The organism is Mesorhizobium shonense (assembly GCF_040545255.1).
GTDB lineage: Bacteria > Pseudomonadota > Alphaproteobacteria > Rhizobiales > Rhizobiaceae > Mesorhizobium > Mesorhizobium shonense.
In genome coordinates this window covers 35,323-51,358 of sequence record NZ_JBEPLM010000009.1, presented here as the reverse complement: position 1 = coordinate 51,358, position 16,036 = coordinate 35,323, and the positions used below count along the sequence as shown (strand labels likewise).

Annotated in this window: 15 protein-coding genes and 2 pseudogenes; 14 read left to right on the top strand and 3 right to left on the bottom strand. The window is 57.3% G+C overall.

Going from position 1 to position 16,036, the window contains the following annotated elements; genetic code table 11:
• The first annotated feature begins 1 nt into the window (after position 1).
• From virB10 to ABID26_RS22180, 4 genes are all read left to right on the top strand, one after another.
• Positions 2-1,399 (top strand): type IV secretion system protein VirB10, encoded by a 1,398-nt coding sequence (virB10, locus tag ABID26_RS22195; protein WP_354416387.1) that lies wholly within the window; start codon positions 2-4, stop codon positions 1,397-1,399.
• Complete coding sequence (gene virB11, locus ABID26_RS22190) at positions 1,396-2,445, top strand: P-type DNA transfer ATPase VirB11 (protein WP_354416385.1); 1,050 nt, start codon at positions 1,396-1,398, stop codon at positions 2,443-2,445. The genes virB10 and virB11 overlap by 4 nt, the downstream gene beginning before the upstream one ends.
• Positions 2,414-5,284, top strand: a complete 2,871-nt coding sequence (locus tag ABID26_RS22185; protein ID WP_354416383.1) for a type IV secretory system conjugative DNA transfer family protein — start codon at positions 2,414-2,416, stop codon at positions 5,282-5,284. The genes virB11 and ABID26_RS22185 overlap by 32 nt, the downstream gene beginning before the upstream one ends.
• Before the next feature lie 888 nt (positions 5,285-6,172).
• On the top strand, positions 6,173-6,604 hold the full coding sequence (locus tag ABID26_RS22180) for a Ros/MucR family transcriptional regulator (RefSeq protein ID WP_354416780.1): 432 nt from the start codon (positions 6,173-6,175) through the stop codon (positions 6,602-6,604).
• Between the two features lie 124 nt (positions 6,605-6,728).
• Here ABID26_RS22180 and ABID26_RS22175 read toward each other — a convergent pair whose 3' ends face one another.
• Complete coding sequence (locus ABID26_RS22175) at positions 6,729-7,046, bottom strand: hypothetical protein (RefSeq protein ID WP_354416381.1); 318 nt, start codon at positions 7,044-7,046, stop codon at positions 6,729-6,731.
• Between the two features lie 259 nt (positions 7,047-7,305).
• Here ABID26_RS22175 and ABID26_RS22170 point away from each other — a divergent pair, with 259 nt between their 5' ends.
• The 3 genes from ABID26_RS22170 (at position 7,306) to ABID26_RS22160 (ending at position 8,364) form a co-directional block, all read left to right on the top strand.
• Positions 7,306-7,599 (top strand): hypothetical protein, encoded by a 294-nt coding sequence (locus tag ABID26_RS22170; RefSeq protein ID WP_354416379.1) that lies wholly within the window; start codon positions 7,306-7,308, stop codon positions 7,597-7,599.
• A 361-nt stretch (positions 7,600-7,960) separates the two neighbouring features.
• The gene (locus ABID26_RS22165) at positions 7,961-8,131 is read left to right on the top strand and encodes a hypothetical protein (RefSeq protein ID WP_354416377.1); all 171 of its coding nucleotides are present in this window, start codon (positions 7,961-7,963) and stop codon (positions 8,129-8,131) included.
• On the top strand, positions 8,125-8,364 hold the full coding sequence (locus tag ABID26_RS22160) for a hypothetical protein (protein WP_354416375.1): 240 nt from the start codon (positions 8,125-8,127) through the stop codon (positions 8,362-8,364). The genes ABID26_RS22165 and ABID26_RS22160 overlap by 7 nt, the downstream gene beginning before the upstream one ends.
• 828 nt (positions 8,365-9,192) lie before the next feature.
• Here ABID26_RS22160 and ABID26_RS22155 read toward each other — a convergent pair.
• Positions 9,193-10,068: an ATP-dependent DNA ligase gene (locus tag ABID26_RS22155; protein WP_354416373.1), complete on the bottom strand. Its 876-nt coding sequence runs from the start codon at positions 10,066-10,068 to the stop codon at positions 9,193-9,195.
• Between the two features lie 131 nt (positions 10,069-10,199).
• On the opposite strand from ABID26_RS22155, the gene ABID26_RS22150 reads away from it, so the two are divergent.
• The 4 genes and pseudogenes from ABID26_RS22150 to ABID26_RS22135 form a co-directional block, all read left to right on the top strand.
• Entirely contained in the window at positions 10,200-10,385 is a 186-nt protein-coding gene (locus ABID26_RS22150) for a DUF3606 domain-containing protein (RefSeq protein ID WP_354416372.1), read from the top strand.
• A gap of 227 nt (positions 10,386-10,612) precedes the next feature.
• A complete protein-coding gene (locus ABID26_RS22145; protein WP_354416370.1) occupies positions 10,613-10,894 on the top strand; it encodes a hypothetical protein in 282 nt (93 codons plus the stop codon).
• A 230-nt stretch (positions 10,895-11,124) separates the two neighbouring features.
• Positions 11,125-11,757: a thermonuclease family protein gene (locus ABID26_RS22140; RefSeq protein ID WP_354416368.1), complete on the top strand. Its 633-nt coding sequence runs from the start codon at positions 11,125-11,127 to the stop codon at positions 11,755-11,757.
• Positions 11,758-11,772: 15 nt separating this feature from the next.
• Positions 11,773-11,850 (top strand): annotated as a pseudogene (locus ABID26_RS22135) (excalibur calcium-binding domain-containing protein); the annotation flags it as partial.
• Between the two features lie 447 nt (positions 11,851-12,297).
• Here ABID26_RS22135 and ABID26_RS22130 read toward each other — a convergent pair.
• A pseudogene (locus tag ABID26_RS22130) lies at positions 12,298-12,487 on the bottom strand (transposase); the annotation flags it as partial.
• 118 nt (positions 12,488-12,605) lie between these two features.
• Between ABID26_RS22130 and ABID26_RS22125 the strand changes: the two are divergent.
• The 3 genes from ABID26_RS22125 (at position 12,606) to ABID26_RS22115 (ending at position 16,025) form a co-directional block, all read left to right on the top strand.
• Positions 12,606-13,070 carry a DUF1826 domain-containing protein gene (locus ABID26_RS22125; RefSeq protein ID WP_354416366.1) on the top strand — a complete coding sequence of 155 codons (465 nt, stop codon included), beginning with the start codon at positions 12,606-12,608 and terminating at the stop codon, positions 13,068-13,070.
• Positions 13,003-14,070 (top strand): dipeptidase, encoded by a 1,068-nt coding sequence (locus ABID26_RS22120; protein ID WP_354416364.1) that lies wholly within the window; start codon positions 13,003-13,005, stop codon positions 14,068-14,070. Before ABID26_RS22125 ends, ABID26_RS22120 begins: the two co-directional genes overlap by 68 nt.
• A gap of 1,220 nt (positions 14,071-15,290) precedes the next feature.
• Entirely contained in the window at positions 15,291-16,025 is a 735-nt protein-coding gene (locus tag ABID26_RS22115; protein ID WP_354416362.1) for a class I SAM-dependent methyltransferase, read from the top strand.
• Positions 16,026-16,036 lie beyond the last annotated feature (11 nt).

Genomic DNA, 16,036 nt, shown 5'->3' with positions numbered 1-16,036 from the left:
TATGTCAGATTCTCACTATCACCCAATCGAAGGCGACATAGCGATCGGTGGACAGGTCAGGAAGGCGGGCGTCGGCATCATGCGTCCGGTCGCCGTTGCGGCCGCAATAGCTGGTGTCGGCGTCGTGCTCTATTTCCTGTTGTCTGGTGGCGAAGAAGCCCCCGCCGTGGACACTACACCTCGCGAAGAGTTCCGGCCGGTGTCAGCGCCAAGCAATGAAGGCTTCACCGCACCGGCACCGCCACCTTTGCCAACGGTGCAGGTGCCAGAGGCTCCACCGCCGCCACCGCCACCACCTCCGGCCGCTGCGATTCCGGCAGCGACGCCGGCAGCTCCACCCGTTGATGTCGATTGCTCAAACGGTAACAACCCGGAACATCCGAAGTGCGTTGAAGTTGCTCGGCAAGCCAAGCTGCTCGAGCGGGTGCGTTCGAGTTCCATGGTGTTTGATCAGTCGGATCAAACCAACAGAGCTGCACAGGCGACGGCAAATGATCAAGCCGGCGGCGGCATGATTGGCGGCGGCGATCCTTCTGCAACTGGAGAGCAGGCTCCAGGTGACGCTGGCGCCGTGGATAGTGATCGAGCGTTTCTCAAGGCCATGGGCGCACAGGGGGTAGAAGTCTCGACGGCGACCCAAAATCGCAGGACCGATGCGTGGATCCCGCAAGGAACGATGATCCGAGGTTCGCTTGAAACTGCCATAAACTCCGATCTTGCGGGCATGGTGAAGGGAAGCGTGCGGGAGGACGTTTATTCGTTCGATGGTCGCCGAATTCTGATCCCGGCCGGCTCGTCCTTGATCGGGGACTATAAGTCTGGTGTCGAGCGCGGGCAGGAACGTGTGTTCATCGTGTGGACCCGAATGATCCGTGGGGACGGCGTATCGGTGCAATTGGGTTCATATGGCACTGACCGTCTCGGCCGGTCGGGCATGACCGGCAAGGTGGACAAGAAATACTGGGAACGTTTTGGGCCGCCAGCGCTGATGACGATGATCGGGGGTGCGGCTCAATATGTCGCGTCGCTCGGTCAGAAGGACACACAGTACATTACCATCGTCAACTCGGACGGATCGGTCACACGGGTTCCGCAGGATAACGGCAACAATTCTCAGGACCGTGCGCGACAGATTGCGGCCGAAACGATCGCTTCCGGTATCCAGCAGATGGCTACTGAAGCCTTCCAGGACACCCGAAACGTTCGGCCCACCATCCATATTGCCCAAGGCTCCGACATCACGGTTTTCGTCACTCGCGATCTCGATTTCTCGGATCTCTACCCGGATCCCGTTCGTGAAGAGTTCGAGCGGCTTCTGCATAACAGGAGACAGCGGCCAAGTGCAGCCCCGCCGCCAGGCTACGCTGCCCCTCATTCAGGCGGGCTCGTCTATAAATGAATGCACGCCCGACGATATCGCCAGAGCAACACTTTCTCTCCGAGGCGCTGGAGCCGATAAGGCAATTTCTCGATGATCCTGGCATCGTGGAGATTTCATGCCAGCGGAGCAACGAAGTGTGGCTGGAGCGGATCGGCAGGCTCGCCATGGAAAAAGTGAGCGTGCAGGGTCTGGAGCAAGAGGCCATACGCCATATGGCTTCCCGCGCTGCATCCTTCACCAAGCAAAACATCAACGCTGAAAGTCCGCTTTTGTCGGCCACGCTTGAAAATGGCGAACGCGTCCAGTTTGTCTTGAGCCCCACCTCTGCAACCGGGCACGCCTTCTCGATCAGAAAGCAGTTCATCCGTCGCTTCGACCTGAACGATTATGAGAAAGCGGGGGCTTTTCGGTTCACAAAGCGAACAGGGGACGACTACATCGACGACGTGGACGTCGAGTTGTCCAAGCTGTTGCGCGCGGGGAAAGTGAGAGACTTTCTCGAGATTGCGGCCAAAAATCATCGAAGCATGTTGATCTCCGGTGGCACGTCGACGGGCAAGACGACGTTTCTCAACACGATGCTGACCGCAATTCCAGACAATGAGCGTTTTGTCTTGATGCAGGACACGGCCGAGCTCGAGCCGCGCCAGGAAAATGTCGTCTCGCTGCTCGTATCAAAAGGCGGGCAGGGAGAAGCGCGCGTGACCATGACTGATCTTCTGGCCACCGCGCTGCGTTTGCGCCCGGACCGGATTTTCATGGGCGAGTTGCGTGGCGACGAGGCGTTCGACTTTTTGAATGCGATCAACACCGGCCACCCGGGATCGATGTCGACCATTCACGCCAACTCGCCACATCACGCTTTTAACCGGCTGTCGACGCTCGTCCTGAACAGCAATGTTCGCATGGAGCGTGACGATATCGTTCGCTACATCCGGTCGATCATTCCGATTGTGGTTCAGTTGAAGAAGAGTGATGCCGCCGGCGGTCGCGGCGTCAGCGAAATTTATTTCGCCGATGAGGTAGACGAAGATGGCAAGCGTATACACGGACGAGGAGATTGACCGCCCGAAGTGGACGGGCCTTCAGAAAGTATCCTTCTGCACCTTCCCGGTGGCGCTTATTGCCGCGATTGTGATGTGGCTTGCCTTCTTCACGTTCATCTACGATCTCTATGTGACGTCATTCGGCACGGCCTCGCTCTTCAACTACCTCTCACAAGCCCCGTTTCGCGATGGCGTTGGCTACCTCTGGTCGATCATTGGTATCCGCAACACCTTCGGTCTGTCCGTCCTAGCGTTCGTTCTGGCCGCGCCGTTCCTCTTCGCGTGGCTTTGCTTGTGGATGCTGAAGGGAGGAAGAGCGTTCTCGCGCAAGATTCTCTATCTCTTGCATGTGCGATCAACGTTCAGCCTGATCGCAAACACCGGCGTTATTTTTGCGGGTGCCTATGTTGGCGCGGTTGCTTACGGTATCGCTTTCTATCTGGTAGCGACGAAATTTGGCAACAACGCCGCCGCGGCTGGGTATTACGGCAATCATCTTTTTGCGATGTATCAGGCCCCCTTCGGTGCGATCGACGCAGCAGGCGTCTTTCAGCGACCGGCGCGCCAGACGGTTCTGGCAGCTTTAGCAGGCGTTGCGGTTGCTGGGCTTTTGGTCGGATTTCCGATCGGTGCAGCGATCCAAAAGCGTCAGCGCATGATTATGGGGAAGGCCCGGTTGGCGACGCTGAAAGATGCGTCTGATTTCCGGCTGCGTGACAAGCACGGGATCGTGCTCGGACTGAAGCAGGGGCTGCTTTTGCGCAATGACGGTGACCAACATGTCATGGTCATCGGTTCGCCAGGGCAGGGCAAGTCGCGCAGCTTCGTGATCCCGACCATGATGAGTTTTCAGGGCTCGCAGTTCGTCCTCGATTTGAGTGGCGAGTTGTTCGAGGAGACCTCCGGCTACATGAAAGACAAGGGGTACGAAGTCTTTCTGCTGGCGCCGGGCTCGAAGGAAACCGACGGCTATAATCCCCTCGATCTTATCAGCAAAGACCCCAATCAGCGGATCACCGATCTTCAGAAGCTGACGCAGATGCTGCTTCCGGAGCGCCTTCGCTCCGATTCATCCGACTTTTGGGAGGAAAGTGCTCGTATCCTGATGACGGCGATGTTGGGTTTCGTTCTCGAATGCCCGGATACGCGGAAATCATTGAGCGAGCTCTATCGAATCCTCAACTCGATGTCGGACGAGCGCAAGGCTATCGTGCAGCTGCTCGAGAACTATGAAAGCGTTCTTTCTGACCAGACCCGCATGCAGCTGACCAAATTCGCAGGACGACATGAAAAGCTTGGCGAAGGTATCGCGGCCGAGATTGTTGCCAAGCTCAATTTCCTGCAGAACCCTCTCGTGGAGGCACTGACCTCGATAACGACGATCCCGGTTGACCTGATCCGCAAGCGCAAGATGGTGATCTACGTGCAGGCCGACTGGAACGCCATCCAGATCTATGAGCGGCTGATCTCGATTTTCATCCAGCAGATGGCAGACAAGCTGGTCCAGATGGGCAAGTTGCGGGATGGCGAACACGAAGTCCTGATGATGCTCGACGAGTTCGGAAATAGTGGTCGCATCGACACGGTTCTGACGTTGGCGCCGCTGATCCGAAAAAACGGTGTGCGCTTCGTCTTCATTCTACAGGACGGTGCCCAACTTGAGCGGCTTTACCAGAAGTCCGGACAGAAGATCCTCATGGGGTCTTCCACCATCAAGCTTTTCATGAATTTCCAGAACCAGGAAGACGCCTCGGCGGTGTCCATGGCGGCTGGTAAGACGACGGAATGGATCGAGCAGTCGTCTTACACCCACCGTCATGGTCGCCGGGATCGCTCGGTTTCAAAAGTTCCGGTGTCTGTTGACCTTCTTCCTGTCAACACGCTGATGATGATGAAGCCCGAAGAAGCGATCCTGCAAGTGACCGGCATGCCGCTCATGCGCATCATGAAGCTGGATTCCGGTGGGGAGCGCATGTTCTCGAAGGTTCGCAAGTTCAAGGCCTTACCCAAACCACGTATGGAACCGATCGAGTGGACCGTCGCTGACACTGAAAAATTCAATGCAGCGCGGCCGAACCCGAAGGGCTCGTTGGATAACGGCCACAATGGCGGTGGCCAAGCGGTTAGGGCCGGTAGAGGAGGGGCTCAGCGCCCCAAGCATGCGCAAGATGTTCGGTTTAAGGTGAAGGACGGTGTCCGGCTGGTGTTCATCTCATCCCTCGATGAACTGCGCCAGCGTCTTGACCTGGACGAGAAACGGGCCGCGGGAGTGACTGAAGACGATTTGAGGAAAGACCGGCAGAAGGAACGACCGCCTCAGCACATCGCGAACGTCAATTCGGCATCACTCAGTCATGGCAACGAGCGCCCTAAAGCCGACGATGGGGAGAGCGATACGCGCACGAGCCGGAAACGGCGCCCTCTGAACGACGAGATTGCCGGCGAGCGCCGTGGGGCGGCCATAGCGCAGCGCGCCATCGACCAGGGCGATGATGACTCCCTCGAGGTCGATCTGGAGAAGCTCGAGCAGAACAAATACGCGGGCATCCTTAAAAAGAAGGATCCTGAGAGAGATCGGCGTCTGGCGCGTGAAGATGAGCCCGGCATTCAGGTCGCACGTTCACCGGTGCTTCTGCGCCAGGAGGTCCGCGAGGCATTCGATTCCGACGCCGAGGCCTTTAATCAGATGATTTTCGATGGTGTGAATGCGGCCAGCGAGGTGGAGGTCACCGACTTGAACGCCGACGTTGAACTGATGGTGCAAAAGTTATCGGAAAGAATGGCGGACCAAACGTCGCGTCTCTATCTTGAGGAATATGCCAAGAAGGCGCGCGACCCGTTGGCAGAGGAAAGCTAAGTCGGATCGCGCAACTCTGTCGGAGGCACCGGGCATAGCGGCGTCGCGAGCCGAGCGCCCCGGGAATGTCGCTCGCACAAAGCTCTGACGCGTGAAACACAAATTTTGCCCACAAGCGAAAACCGATGCCATGCATCCAGAACCGCCGGTCTATGCTTCAATGCGATCAGAGTGCAGGGTGCATCTGTTGCAGGCCGGCTGAATTCTTGCCGTGGAATTGGCACAAATCCACCATCACGACAAAAGCAGTCTGTTCGTCTCACTGGCTTTCAATTACCCACAAGTCCGGCGGCCAGGCTCAAGGCGAGCCCGATCCAGTTATTCCATGAGTAGTGACTTAATTGCCAGGGCATCTCGGTGAGATATTCAATGTCCCAGGATGGGGGTAGATGTGACGATGAAAATTTGTACGGCACACTATTTGCACGAGAAAAGCCATTGGCATAGCGACGTACCGGTGAACAATAGTTCACCGATCCATTCTCAACGGCCGGCCCGCTTGCACCCATGGCGCCGTCCGAGGTGAATAGTGCATTTGCAATGCAGGACGTAAGAGATGAGACATTGTCATGGAGCGTTTCTTCCAGAAACCGAACCGCAATCAGCCGTATCGATTGGATAGCTTGTCAAGCCCGCCCCCACTAAAGTGGAGCGAGATTTGGCGTTGTCGCGCTGATGACGCTCGGAGGCATACGTTATTCTGGAGGAATGCAGACCCGCCTTCCGACACCGAATGTTTCCATCGTCAGTTGCATGAAATAGGCTCCTTACACCAGATGCTACACACTGATTTACAAATACACAGGCCATTTCTGGCATTGATTAATCTTTATTCGCAAGTTAGTAAGGAGGATGTGCTAAAAAGGAGAAGCTATTTTGGCTGATGAAATGACCAACCTGATCGGGCTGACCACTGACATTGTGTCGGCTTATGTGAGCAAGAATGCCTTGCCGATTTCGGCTCTGCCGGACCTTATTCACAGTGTAAATCAATCGCTTTCGAAAATCGGGCAGCCGTCGGAACCCGAGAAACCGGTCCAGACTCCAGCTGTCAATCCGAAACGGTCGATATTTCCGGACCACATCGTCTGTCTTGAGGACGGGAAGAAGTTCAAATCGCTGAAGCGCCATCTCGACGTCCATTATGGACTGACCCCCAACGAATACAGGTCGAAGTGGGGGCTGGCCGCGGACTATCCGATGGTCGCGCCGAACTATTCGGCCTCGCGATCGCAGTTGGCGAAAGCCAGCGGTCTCGGCCGCAAGGCTGCGGCCAAGCCGGCCGCCAAAGCATCTGCGAAGCGGAAGGCGCGAGCTTAACCGTTTGTCAGGCTGGTAGGTCAGACTGCGCGGAGGTCGCAGTTTGCTCGCCCGGCCATTTTTGCAGCGGCTTCAGCACCGACCGGTGGCGATCCTAGGCTGGGCCGCAGCAACTCTTGTTCGTTTACTCATCGCGCCAAATCACACGCTTTTCCCAACCGATCTGCACCAGCCGCCGGAAGCGGATGGTGTGGGCCTGCTCGCCGGTCGGGTGGAATAGCTGGGCGGTCATCCACTCCCGGCTTCCACATTGCTGGCACCGGACGCTGTTCCGCACCTGATCGATCGTAACGTTGCCGATAACCTCCCGCAGCTCGGCCGGCTTGTAGTAGCGCGTGACGTTGCACCGGGCGCAGCGGATTCCAGCCACTTGCCCGGCATCGTGGGCATGCGACAGGGTCCAGGCTGCGCCTCTTGGCCACTTTTCCGGTTGCTCGGGCATGGATTGGAATTGAGAACATATTCCTTTCCGGTCAAGGGCCTGCTTGACTTTTCGTTCTCATTTTGTTCACAATTGTCCATGAGCGAAGAAACTCCCAGGTCCGAGTGACGGACATGCCGTTGTGCGGGCGGCTTGCGAGCATGACGGGCTCTCATCAATGACGGCGGCTGGGTGTCCTCTCCAAGCCGAAGCGAGCGCGCCGCGCTTCAAGCTTCAAGCCTCGCGGCCAGGGGGAGATATTGCTGTAGGAGCATGAGTAATGTCCCGCCATCAATTCGTCTATGAACTGGAAAGCGCTGCCAACCATATCGCGGACGCGTCGCGGGCCGATCTGCAGATTATGCTGCGGAGGGCCGCGCTGATGCTCAGAAATGTGGGCGGGCTTAGCCTCGATCCTTACACCGACGAGGTATTGAGAGGCCTGGCCGCCGAGATGGGCAAGCCGAAGCCGGCCTTGGTGGAAATGATCGTGAGCGAGTGGCTTGTCGCCAATGCCTATCTGCCGGTGCCGCGTGCGCTGGACGAAGATAGCGCGGTGGAAGGCAACGGATGATCAAGCCGACCAAGCATCCAGCATGAAACCAAGCACGATCTGAAACCCTCCATCGTTCCTGGCAACACGGCGTGATCAACCGTTGCTACGCGATGGAGGCCTGTTTTGGATCTCTGACGCGTGCCGCGCGTAGCACTGTGCCCGCGGAGAAGCAGGTGGATTGCAACGGACAGGCCCGCCGCGGTGGGTGTCTTTATGATCCGACGCGTCGGCCGATCGTCCGACTTCCCAAGGTCTTGGAATATGCCGGACAGGAACTTGGGTTCGATAGACTCGGCTTCAACCGTGATCGTCTCGCGACCGTAGATCACGTTTCGTCGTTCGAAGGTTCGGCAGACCTAAAGAAAATGGAGGCACGGCAATGTTTGGCGAAGAAGGCATCCCCAGCACGGACCGCAGCGAATACCTGAGCATCCATTTGGTGGGCTCCTGGTGGCTGAAGCGCCTCTACGATGAGTTGCCGGACGGTGACGTCGGCCTTGAAATGATCGCCGATGAACTCGAACGGCGTGGCGAAGAGGGGTGGTGCTGATGGGCACCCTGCCTGATCGACAACTCACGCTCCTGCGCCAGATCGCGCAGGGGCAAGGGCCGATCGCCCAAGTTCGTCTTGCCAGCACATCTTGGTGGCACGGGGCCGTTACCCGAGACATGAATGCGCTTTGTAGCGCCAAGATGATCCGCATGTGGCGCGATGCCGCTCGTAACCAGCACATGGAAATCAGCGACGCTGGCTGGAATATCCTACGTTCGCGCCAAGCGTGATCAGCCTCCGTCCCGGCTGCGATATTGAGATTGCAGCCGTCCGGGGGGCTCCTCGGTGCTCGAGGTTTATCCACTCGTGACGATTTGTGAGGCCTGCCCTTCAACCATTTAAGGCGAAACCCCGAAAAGGCTTCGAAAAAGGCGATTATATTTTTGACAGCTCCACCCGCCGATTCACCATTCGTTCAGGATATTAGATTAGGCTAATGAGCGGACATGCTGAGTACCGCGTACATGGCTACGGCCCCAGCGCTGATCCCCCCTCGGCGCTGGGGCTTTTCGGTCTCGCCACTCACATTATCGGCGCACCGGGTTCAACTCTGATCTGCCACGACCTGATGTCCGGCACGTCGCTTGTCGTACGAAGTACGATCTGGGTTTTCGCCAACAGGAACAAAGCCTCCCTTTGCGCGTATTGGCATTAAGGTCTCGGCGCCGGCCGAACGGGGCGGCTGATGGCAGTTCGCAAAAGAAGTCGCATCCGAAAGGCAGCCTTTCCTTACGGCGACTTGCTGTTGGCACCAGCGGTCGTGGCTATGCGCCTTCCCATCATTGCTTTAGATGCAAGTAGCAAGGCCCCGAAAGGGGCCGAGGCAATATTGGCGGTGACAGAGAAGACAATAGCATTTGCCCAAGGAGCGGCGGCTGCGCAAGCGGGTATCGTCAGTTCAGCTCTACGGTTCTGGCCGGAGATTTTATCGGGTCGAAGCCCTTCGCTCGTAAACGGCGATGCATTAGAAGAAGCCGTCACGGCCGCACTTAAGCCTGTGGGCCGCAGGGTCAGGGTCAATTTTGAGCGGCTTTCAAAGCCGACCGAACAGACCAGGTCTATTCGTCCCAAAAGTCCATCATTGAGGCGTGGCGAAGCTTCTCCTCGCCCTTGAGGCACTTCACCCGGCCCACCAGACCCGGCTTCAGCCATTCAGCTTTCTCTTTCACCAGTCCCTGCGGCGGAGGAGCGCCGGCCTTGGCCTGAACGCGTTCCCAAAATCGCTGTCGCTTGTCGGCTTTGAACGTCACGAATGCGGCACCCATGTAGCGGCCGTTCTTCGCCAGCAGCACCATCGCCGGTTTGCCCTTCTCGCGCTTCACGCCGATGACGTCCATAACTTTCTCGATGTGGCACTTGATCTTACGCCAGTTCATCGTCGATCCGCTGCGGTAGACACTGTCCAGCCGCTTCGACACGATACCCTCCCACCCCGCTTCGCAAGCCAGGTAGTAGAAAGCGTCACCGGTGCCTGGCAGAGACTCGCTGAATTGGATGTGCCCGCCGGCCGGAATAAGCGCCTGTAGGATCTCGCGTCGGTCGCTCAGCGCCATGTCGCGCAGATCGTGGCCATTCAGGTGCATCAGATCGAACACAACCAGATAGAGGTCTTGGGGGCGCCTGGTAATTGCCGAGCGCAGCGCGTGGAAGTCGGAAATCCCGGCTTCGTTTGTCACGATCACCTCGCAGTCGAGGATGAAACTCTCGCCCCCAATCGAGGCGGCCTCCTTGGCGAGCGGCTGGTATTTCGCGGTCCAGTCGATCCCGGATTTCGTGAAGAAGCGAATTCCGCCGGCATCCTTGACGACCTGGGTGCGGTAGCCGTCGAATTTGACCTCGTGGCTCCAGCCTTCGCCTTTAGGCGGCTGCTCGACGAGCTCCGGCTCCATCGGACGAATGAAGGATAGCGGGACGCGACCGGCAGGCTTACGCATCGAAAACCACGCGCGATACCGAATTTGATTCAATATGGCACGGCCGCAAGCGTTCCGTTAGCGATTGCTGAAAAGCGAATAGGAACAATCGCGCCTGGCCGCTGTTCTTCTTTCTCTCAGGAGAAACCGCCATGGCCGATGACAAAACCAAGCGTGATTTCCGGGACCGCGATCGCGTCTCAGCCGATGAGGACTATGAGGTGCGCTATTTCGCCAAGCAGCACCGGCTTACGCCCGAGCAGGTTCGGGAACTGATCGGCAAACACGGCAATGACCGCAAAACCTTGGGACCGGAGGCCAGGAAGTTGTGCGGGTGAGAAAAGTTTGCCGACAATCACCAACTGCCGACTTGTCGGCGCACTCCCGAACCTTCAACGATTGCAAGAAATACCGATAGCCGTCGGCCGGCCCCGTTTCCGGTAAATCTCTGGCACCGCGAAGCACGAACCGCTTGACCGGATACGGTATCCGAGATTGTTTCTTGGGACGCGGAACGAAATTCGCACCTCGAAGTTAGCAGGCGCTGCTTACAGGGACAAATGCGATGCTGCTTGCTGTGAATGACGCGGTATCGACGGCTGTTTTGGCCGGCAGAGGCGGAGGCGCCGAAATCTTCGGCGTGATCGATCTCACCAGCAAAGTTGAAACAAGGATCGGCGCCATCAGCCTAGGGCGCGCTATCCAGTTCGTCGCCAATGCATCGGTGCTTGGCTACGATGTTCGTGGTGCAATGGTCGTATATGGGGAACCAGGAACGCCGAGCTTGAGGGTGTGGGACTGCGAACACCTTTGGGCGCAATACGGTGGCGCACTTCTCCAGCCCTAATGCGAAACGGCCGCGACCCGTTATAATCTTTCGGTGCATTTGCAGCGCTGCGCAACAAGTTGCGCTAAGAGCGCCGCTGGACTTCAATCGTCCTTAAGGGCATCCTCCCTGGGTGGGGGAATGGGTTGGACAAATCTCGACACTACAATCGATCTGACCAATGGCTGAAGCGCGGCGCTAGGCGCTCCCGCGCTCGACGTTGGATAAGCGTGCCGGGGCGCCTGATTTTCGTGACTGTCGCCGCGGCTGGCGCGCTTGCCGCCCAAACGGCCATGCAGCACAGCGACAGCTTGCCGGAAATCAATGCGTCGAACTGGGTTGGGCCGAAGCCGCAGCCGATCACCGGCGTCGCGTCCGTCATCGACGGCGACACGATCGAAGTCCATGGGCAGAGGATCCGTTTCAACGGCATCGACGCCCCGGAGAGCAAGCAATACTGCGAAGACGCCAAGGGCTTCGAATATCCTTGCGGACGCCGATCTGCGGAGGCGCTGGATAGCTTCCTCGCCGCCTCGAAGCCAGTTCAATGCACATTCGTGACCTGGGATGGCTATCACCGCTTCGTTGGCGACTGCCGACGTGCCGACGGCGTCAGCGTGGCGGCGTGGATGGTCGAGCATGGCCAAGCCCTCGATTGGCCGCGCTACAACCATGGCGCTTATGCAGCGCAGCAGGCAAAAGCAGAGGCGGCAAAGGTCGGGCTGTGGGTCGGGAACTTCGAAGCACCTTGGGATTGGCGCACATTGCATTCTAGCCTGGACGCGCCATCGAGCCGGCCGCTCGATACCGTCGGCCGCAAACTTATCTCGCAAAGTGGCGGCTATTCGTGCGAGCCGCGACGATACTGCTCGCAAATCAGCTAGTGCGACGAAGCCCAATGGTATCTGCACAACTGCTCATGGGGCCGCAAGCTTGATCGGGACGGAGACGGCGTGGCTTGCGAGACGCTTTGCTAGGCGACGGTCGCGCTGATCAGAGGAAGGCCAATAAACTCGGCGGTCGCACGTCATTTTCGGGCCGACCTACCCAGGGGGATCAGCTAGGGTCTGAAATCGCTGCGCACGGTGATGATCACTGCCCAAGAACGCGCCCGTGAACTCTTCTGACGCTCGATCGCAAGTTAAGGGCCGCGCGCCTCCAGTCGCTCCGGCCCGAAGCCGGAGGCGGCCAACAAACAAGCGCCTAGCTCTCATGTTCCTTGTCAATGTTGAAGGCAAGAAGGCTCACCTGGTTGGCAGGTTCGCCATGCAGTCGGATCGGCTGAAGCTGCATTGGGCTGGGGGTGGCGCTCAGCGACGACGGTTGATGAGACTCTCATCCGCGGGTTGGGTACCGGCCTTCCGTGACTTCGTTTCGGAGCTGTCCTCGGTCTAGAGGGCGGACGTCGGGCGCATCGGCTCGGCCGCCAGCAGGATGTCTTCGACGCCGCGGTTCTTCAGCTCGTTCATCACCCGCAGCCAGAACTTGGCGCCTTCATTCTGCTCGATCCAGAGCCCGAGGATCTCCTTGGCGCCGTCGGCGCGCACGCCCAGCGCAACATGCACGGCCTTGTTGCGGACCAGGGCCCTCGTCGCGGATCTTGACGCGCAGCGCGACATCAATGTGTCAGGTCCCCTACGAATGTCGCAGGTGAGACTAGCTCAGTGGTCTCACCACGTTGCATTTGAGAGCTTTTGTCTTTGGCACGATCAGTGCGACGCAGCATCCGCAAATGTCAAGAAATCTAACCCCTATGCAGATTCGCGCTGTAATGTTCGCACGGCAGCCACGCAGGGCGCTGGCTATCCCCTATGCCATCAGTCATCTGTCCGCTCGCGCGCCGGCATGCGGTGACCGCTGGGATGCCGATGTCAGTTTCAGGCCCGAAGTGCTGAAAATCGATGCCCGCCGAAAGTTTCATCTCGACGCTATGTACGTCAGGCCCACGACGACTTATGCGGGCCAGGGAAGCAGTAGGCAGGATCGCCCGGCGGGCCGTCGAGCAGATCGCTCAACGTTCGATAGCGACGTTTCGAGAAGCGGCTTTGCAGTAGAAGCGACCACAGTGCACTCCCTGCGATCGGCTCGATATGTGAGTAGGGTCTCGGGCATGTTGCCAGGATGTGGCAATGGGGGGCCGCTTCACGGCGTCGAAAAGTTTCCACGACCTTTCTGCTTGGCAGGGGTTTTGTTCTGATTGTGACCACTTTGCAGGGAGCACTCTTGTGAGCAGAGAAGGCCCGCGCTTCGAAGGCGTGATATGGGACGGTCATTCCGGCATACTATTTGATGATACTGTCGAGCCAACGTATCTGCAAAGATACATTGATTCTGGTGTGACATTGTTGACCCTCAATGTCGGCTCCGATGTAAGTCCGTGGTCCAGCATTATACACAATTTGTCAGTCTACAGAGCGGCCGTTGCAGCCCGACCAAACCAATGCGTCATTGTCCACAATGAAAAGGATATTCGGCAGGCCAAAACAGACGGCAAGTTAGCTATTGTGTTCGACATTGAAGGGATGAGCGCCCTCAATGGCTCCTTAGAAATGTTGGACCTATACTATGATCTCGGGGTTCGGCAGATGACTCTCACCTACAATAGGAACAACGCAGCCGCTGCCGGGTGTCACGACGAAGACCAAGGCCTCACGAAGTTCGGTAGAGATATTGTTCATAAGATGGACCGCCTGGGAATTATGATCGACTGCTCTCATGTTTCTTTCACATCATCGATGGAGGCAATCCAGTTATCAGAGAATCCAGTCGTATTCTCGCACTCCAATTGTAAGTCGATTTACGGTCATGAGCGCAACATCTGCGATGAGCAGATAATCGCCTGCGCCGCAAAGGGTGGAGTGAGCGGTGTCACCGGTCTAGGTATCTTTTTGGGAACGAGTCACGCCAGTGTTGACGAGTTGGTCAGACACATTGATCACAAGGTAGACTTGGTTGGTCCCATGTCCGTCGGTATTGGCCTCGATTACTTTCCAGACAGTGGCGGGTTGGCATCCACATGGAACCCTGTTTACTGGCCGACTTCGCAATATCCAAATGGGCCAAGTCTCGGGTTCATGGATCCAGAAGCATTTCCACGGATCGCTGATACTCTAAGTATGCGCGGATACTCGGACAGAGACGTGCACGGGATAATGGGTGAAAATTTTCTCCGTGTTGCGAACCAAGTGTGGAAGTGAGCATTTGTGGCTAAGGGCGGAGGATGCTAGACGCCCATGTCCCGAGCCGGAGATCGGTGGCCTTAAAGACGAAGGTTATTCTCCATTCGTCAGGTTGAGGTCAAGCGCTTGTCGAGCTTTCCGCTTCGCCGGCGCGTGACGTCTTTCGCGGGGCATGCTTCTCTGCGGGATCGGCCCTCGGCCGATCAGAAGAATTGGGCGGAACAATCTCTGAAGCGTCCTGATCGTTGTATGCGACCGGCACTGCAAACCCTGGTAACCCTGGTCGTGTCCCGCTGAGTAGATCCAAACCCTCACGAACTCATCACATCCATCGTCCCGCGAAGGACGCTCGCACAGTGGCCCGTCAAGGCTAGGTGGCCAAGGTCAGCGCGCAAAATTTCCCCCTCGGCGCCACGAGGAATTGCCCTCATTGATAGCTGAGGAAAGAAATGAACGGGCATCGAACCACGGAAAGCCCGTCGTGGAGTGATTCCACGCGGCAGGTGATGAAGACGCCGGGCGATGTGGCGGAGATGTTGCGCCTGACGCGCGCGGGTGGAGACTGACGCCAGGATCGCGCGGTAGGCTGGGCTGCAGCCATCACAAGTGAAGATCTGCTGGCGCCGCCAGCTAACATGCAATGCTCTGTGCAGCCCTGTCGTCAGGCGCAACATCACCGCCACAGGCCCGGCATAGGCGACCACGGCGGATCTTTTCAAGATCCGTGTCACCAGCCCTTTCGGTCGACTTTTGAGGACGAACGTTGAATGGCTGAGCTACTCAATTTGCGACCTCTAACGAAGAAGACGTCGGACAGCCGACACCCGTGTCGGATTTGTCGCGGTTGCGACCCGGGCTTGCCCAATTTGATTATCTGCCTCACCGCGATCCCTTGTGAGACTTATCTTATGCAGTTGGCACGGTATTCGCACTACCTCCTTCGAGAGTTGCGAACAGGTATCCATTCTGGCGGGACTACCGTGATTGACGAGATGAACAGGAAGCAGTTCAGATTTGCACCAACCGACAACTGTGCCGGGTCGCCGACCGGAGACGATCGGCCGACTTCAAATTCACGAGGCCTAGTGCTGGGTACCGTGAACACTTTGTTCACATGCCTGAAGCCGTGTGGCACACTTCTAGCAATCGGTCCAGTCAATGTCCATCTGATCAACCATGGCTTAACTCTAAGCACCGCAGCAAAAACACCCTCGACGGTTTGATAGGAGAACCAGACAATGGACGTCGACTTTATTTACGATAAGAACTGGGCCGCAAATTACAGCGACTTTGCCCGTGCGCACGGTAGAATGGTTGATATAGTCGAGACCGTCGATTTCCTTGAGGGGTACTCTAGCGGAGGGAGTGCTCTCGAACTTGGTATTGGGGACGGACGCGTGGCGATACCGTTGAGTGAGCGTGGAGTCCGGGTCGAAGGTATAGACAATTCGGACAGCATGTTGGAAGTTCTCGCCAAGCGCACTGATCTGGTGAAAGCCTGGAGGGGAAACATTGCCGATTTCAAATCGGAGCAACGCTACAGCTTGGTATATTGTGTCTATAACACGTTCAAGGCTCTCTTCACGCGCGAAGCTCAATTGGCATGCCTCCGATCTGTTGCGCAGGTGCTAGATGTTCAGGGCATTTTGGTGATCGAGCTAGACGTGCCGGCCTTGCAAGGCTTCGTGAATGGCCAGAAAACGACAACGCTTTTCGTTGATAATGAGAACACAATTCTCAATACACATGTCCACGATCCACTGAACCAGAACTTGGTTTCAAGCCTTCTCTGGTTTTCTGGTACGTCGGTCAGACGGTTGCCACATCGCGCCCGTTACGTTTATCATCAAGAACTCGACACCATGGCCGAGTGCGTCGGACTGGAGCTCGCAGAACGCTGGGGAGATTGGGCGAGAAGTGCTTTCGCCGAAGGCAGCAATCGTCATATCTCCGTTTACCGCCGAACGAACTAGCCTGTAGTCCG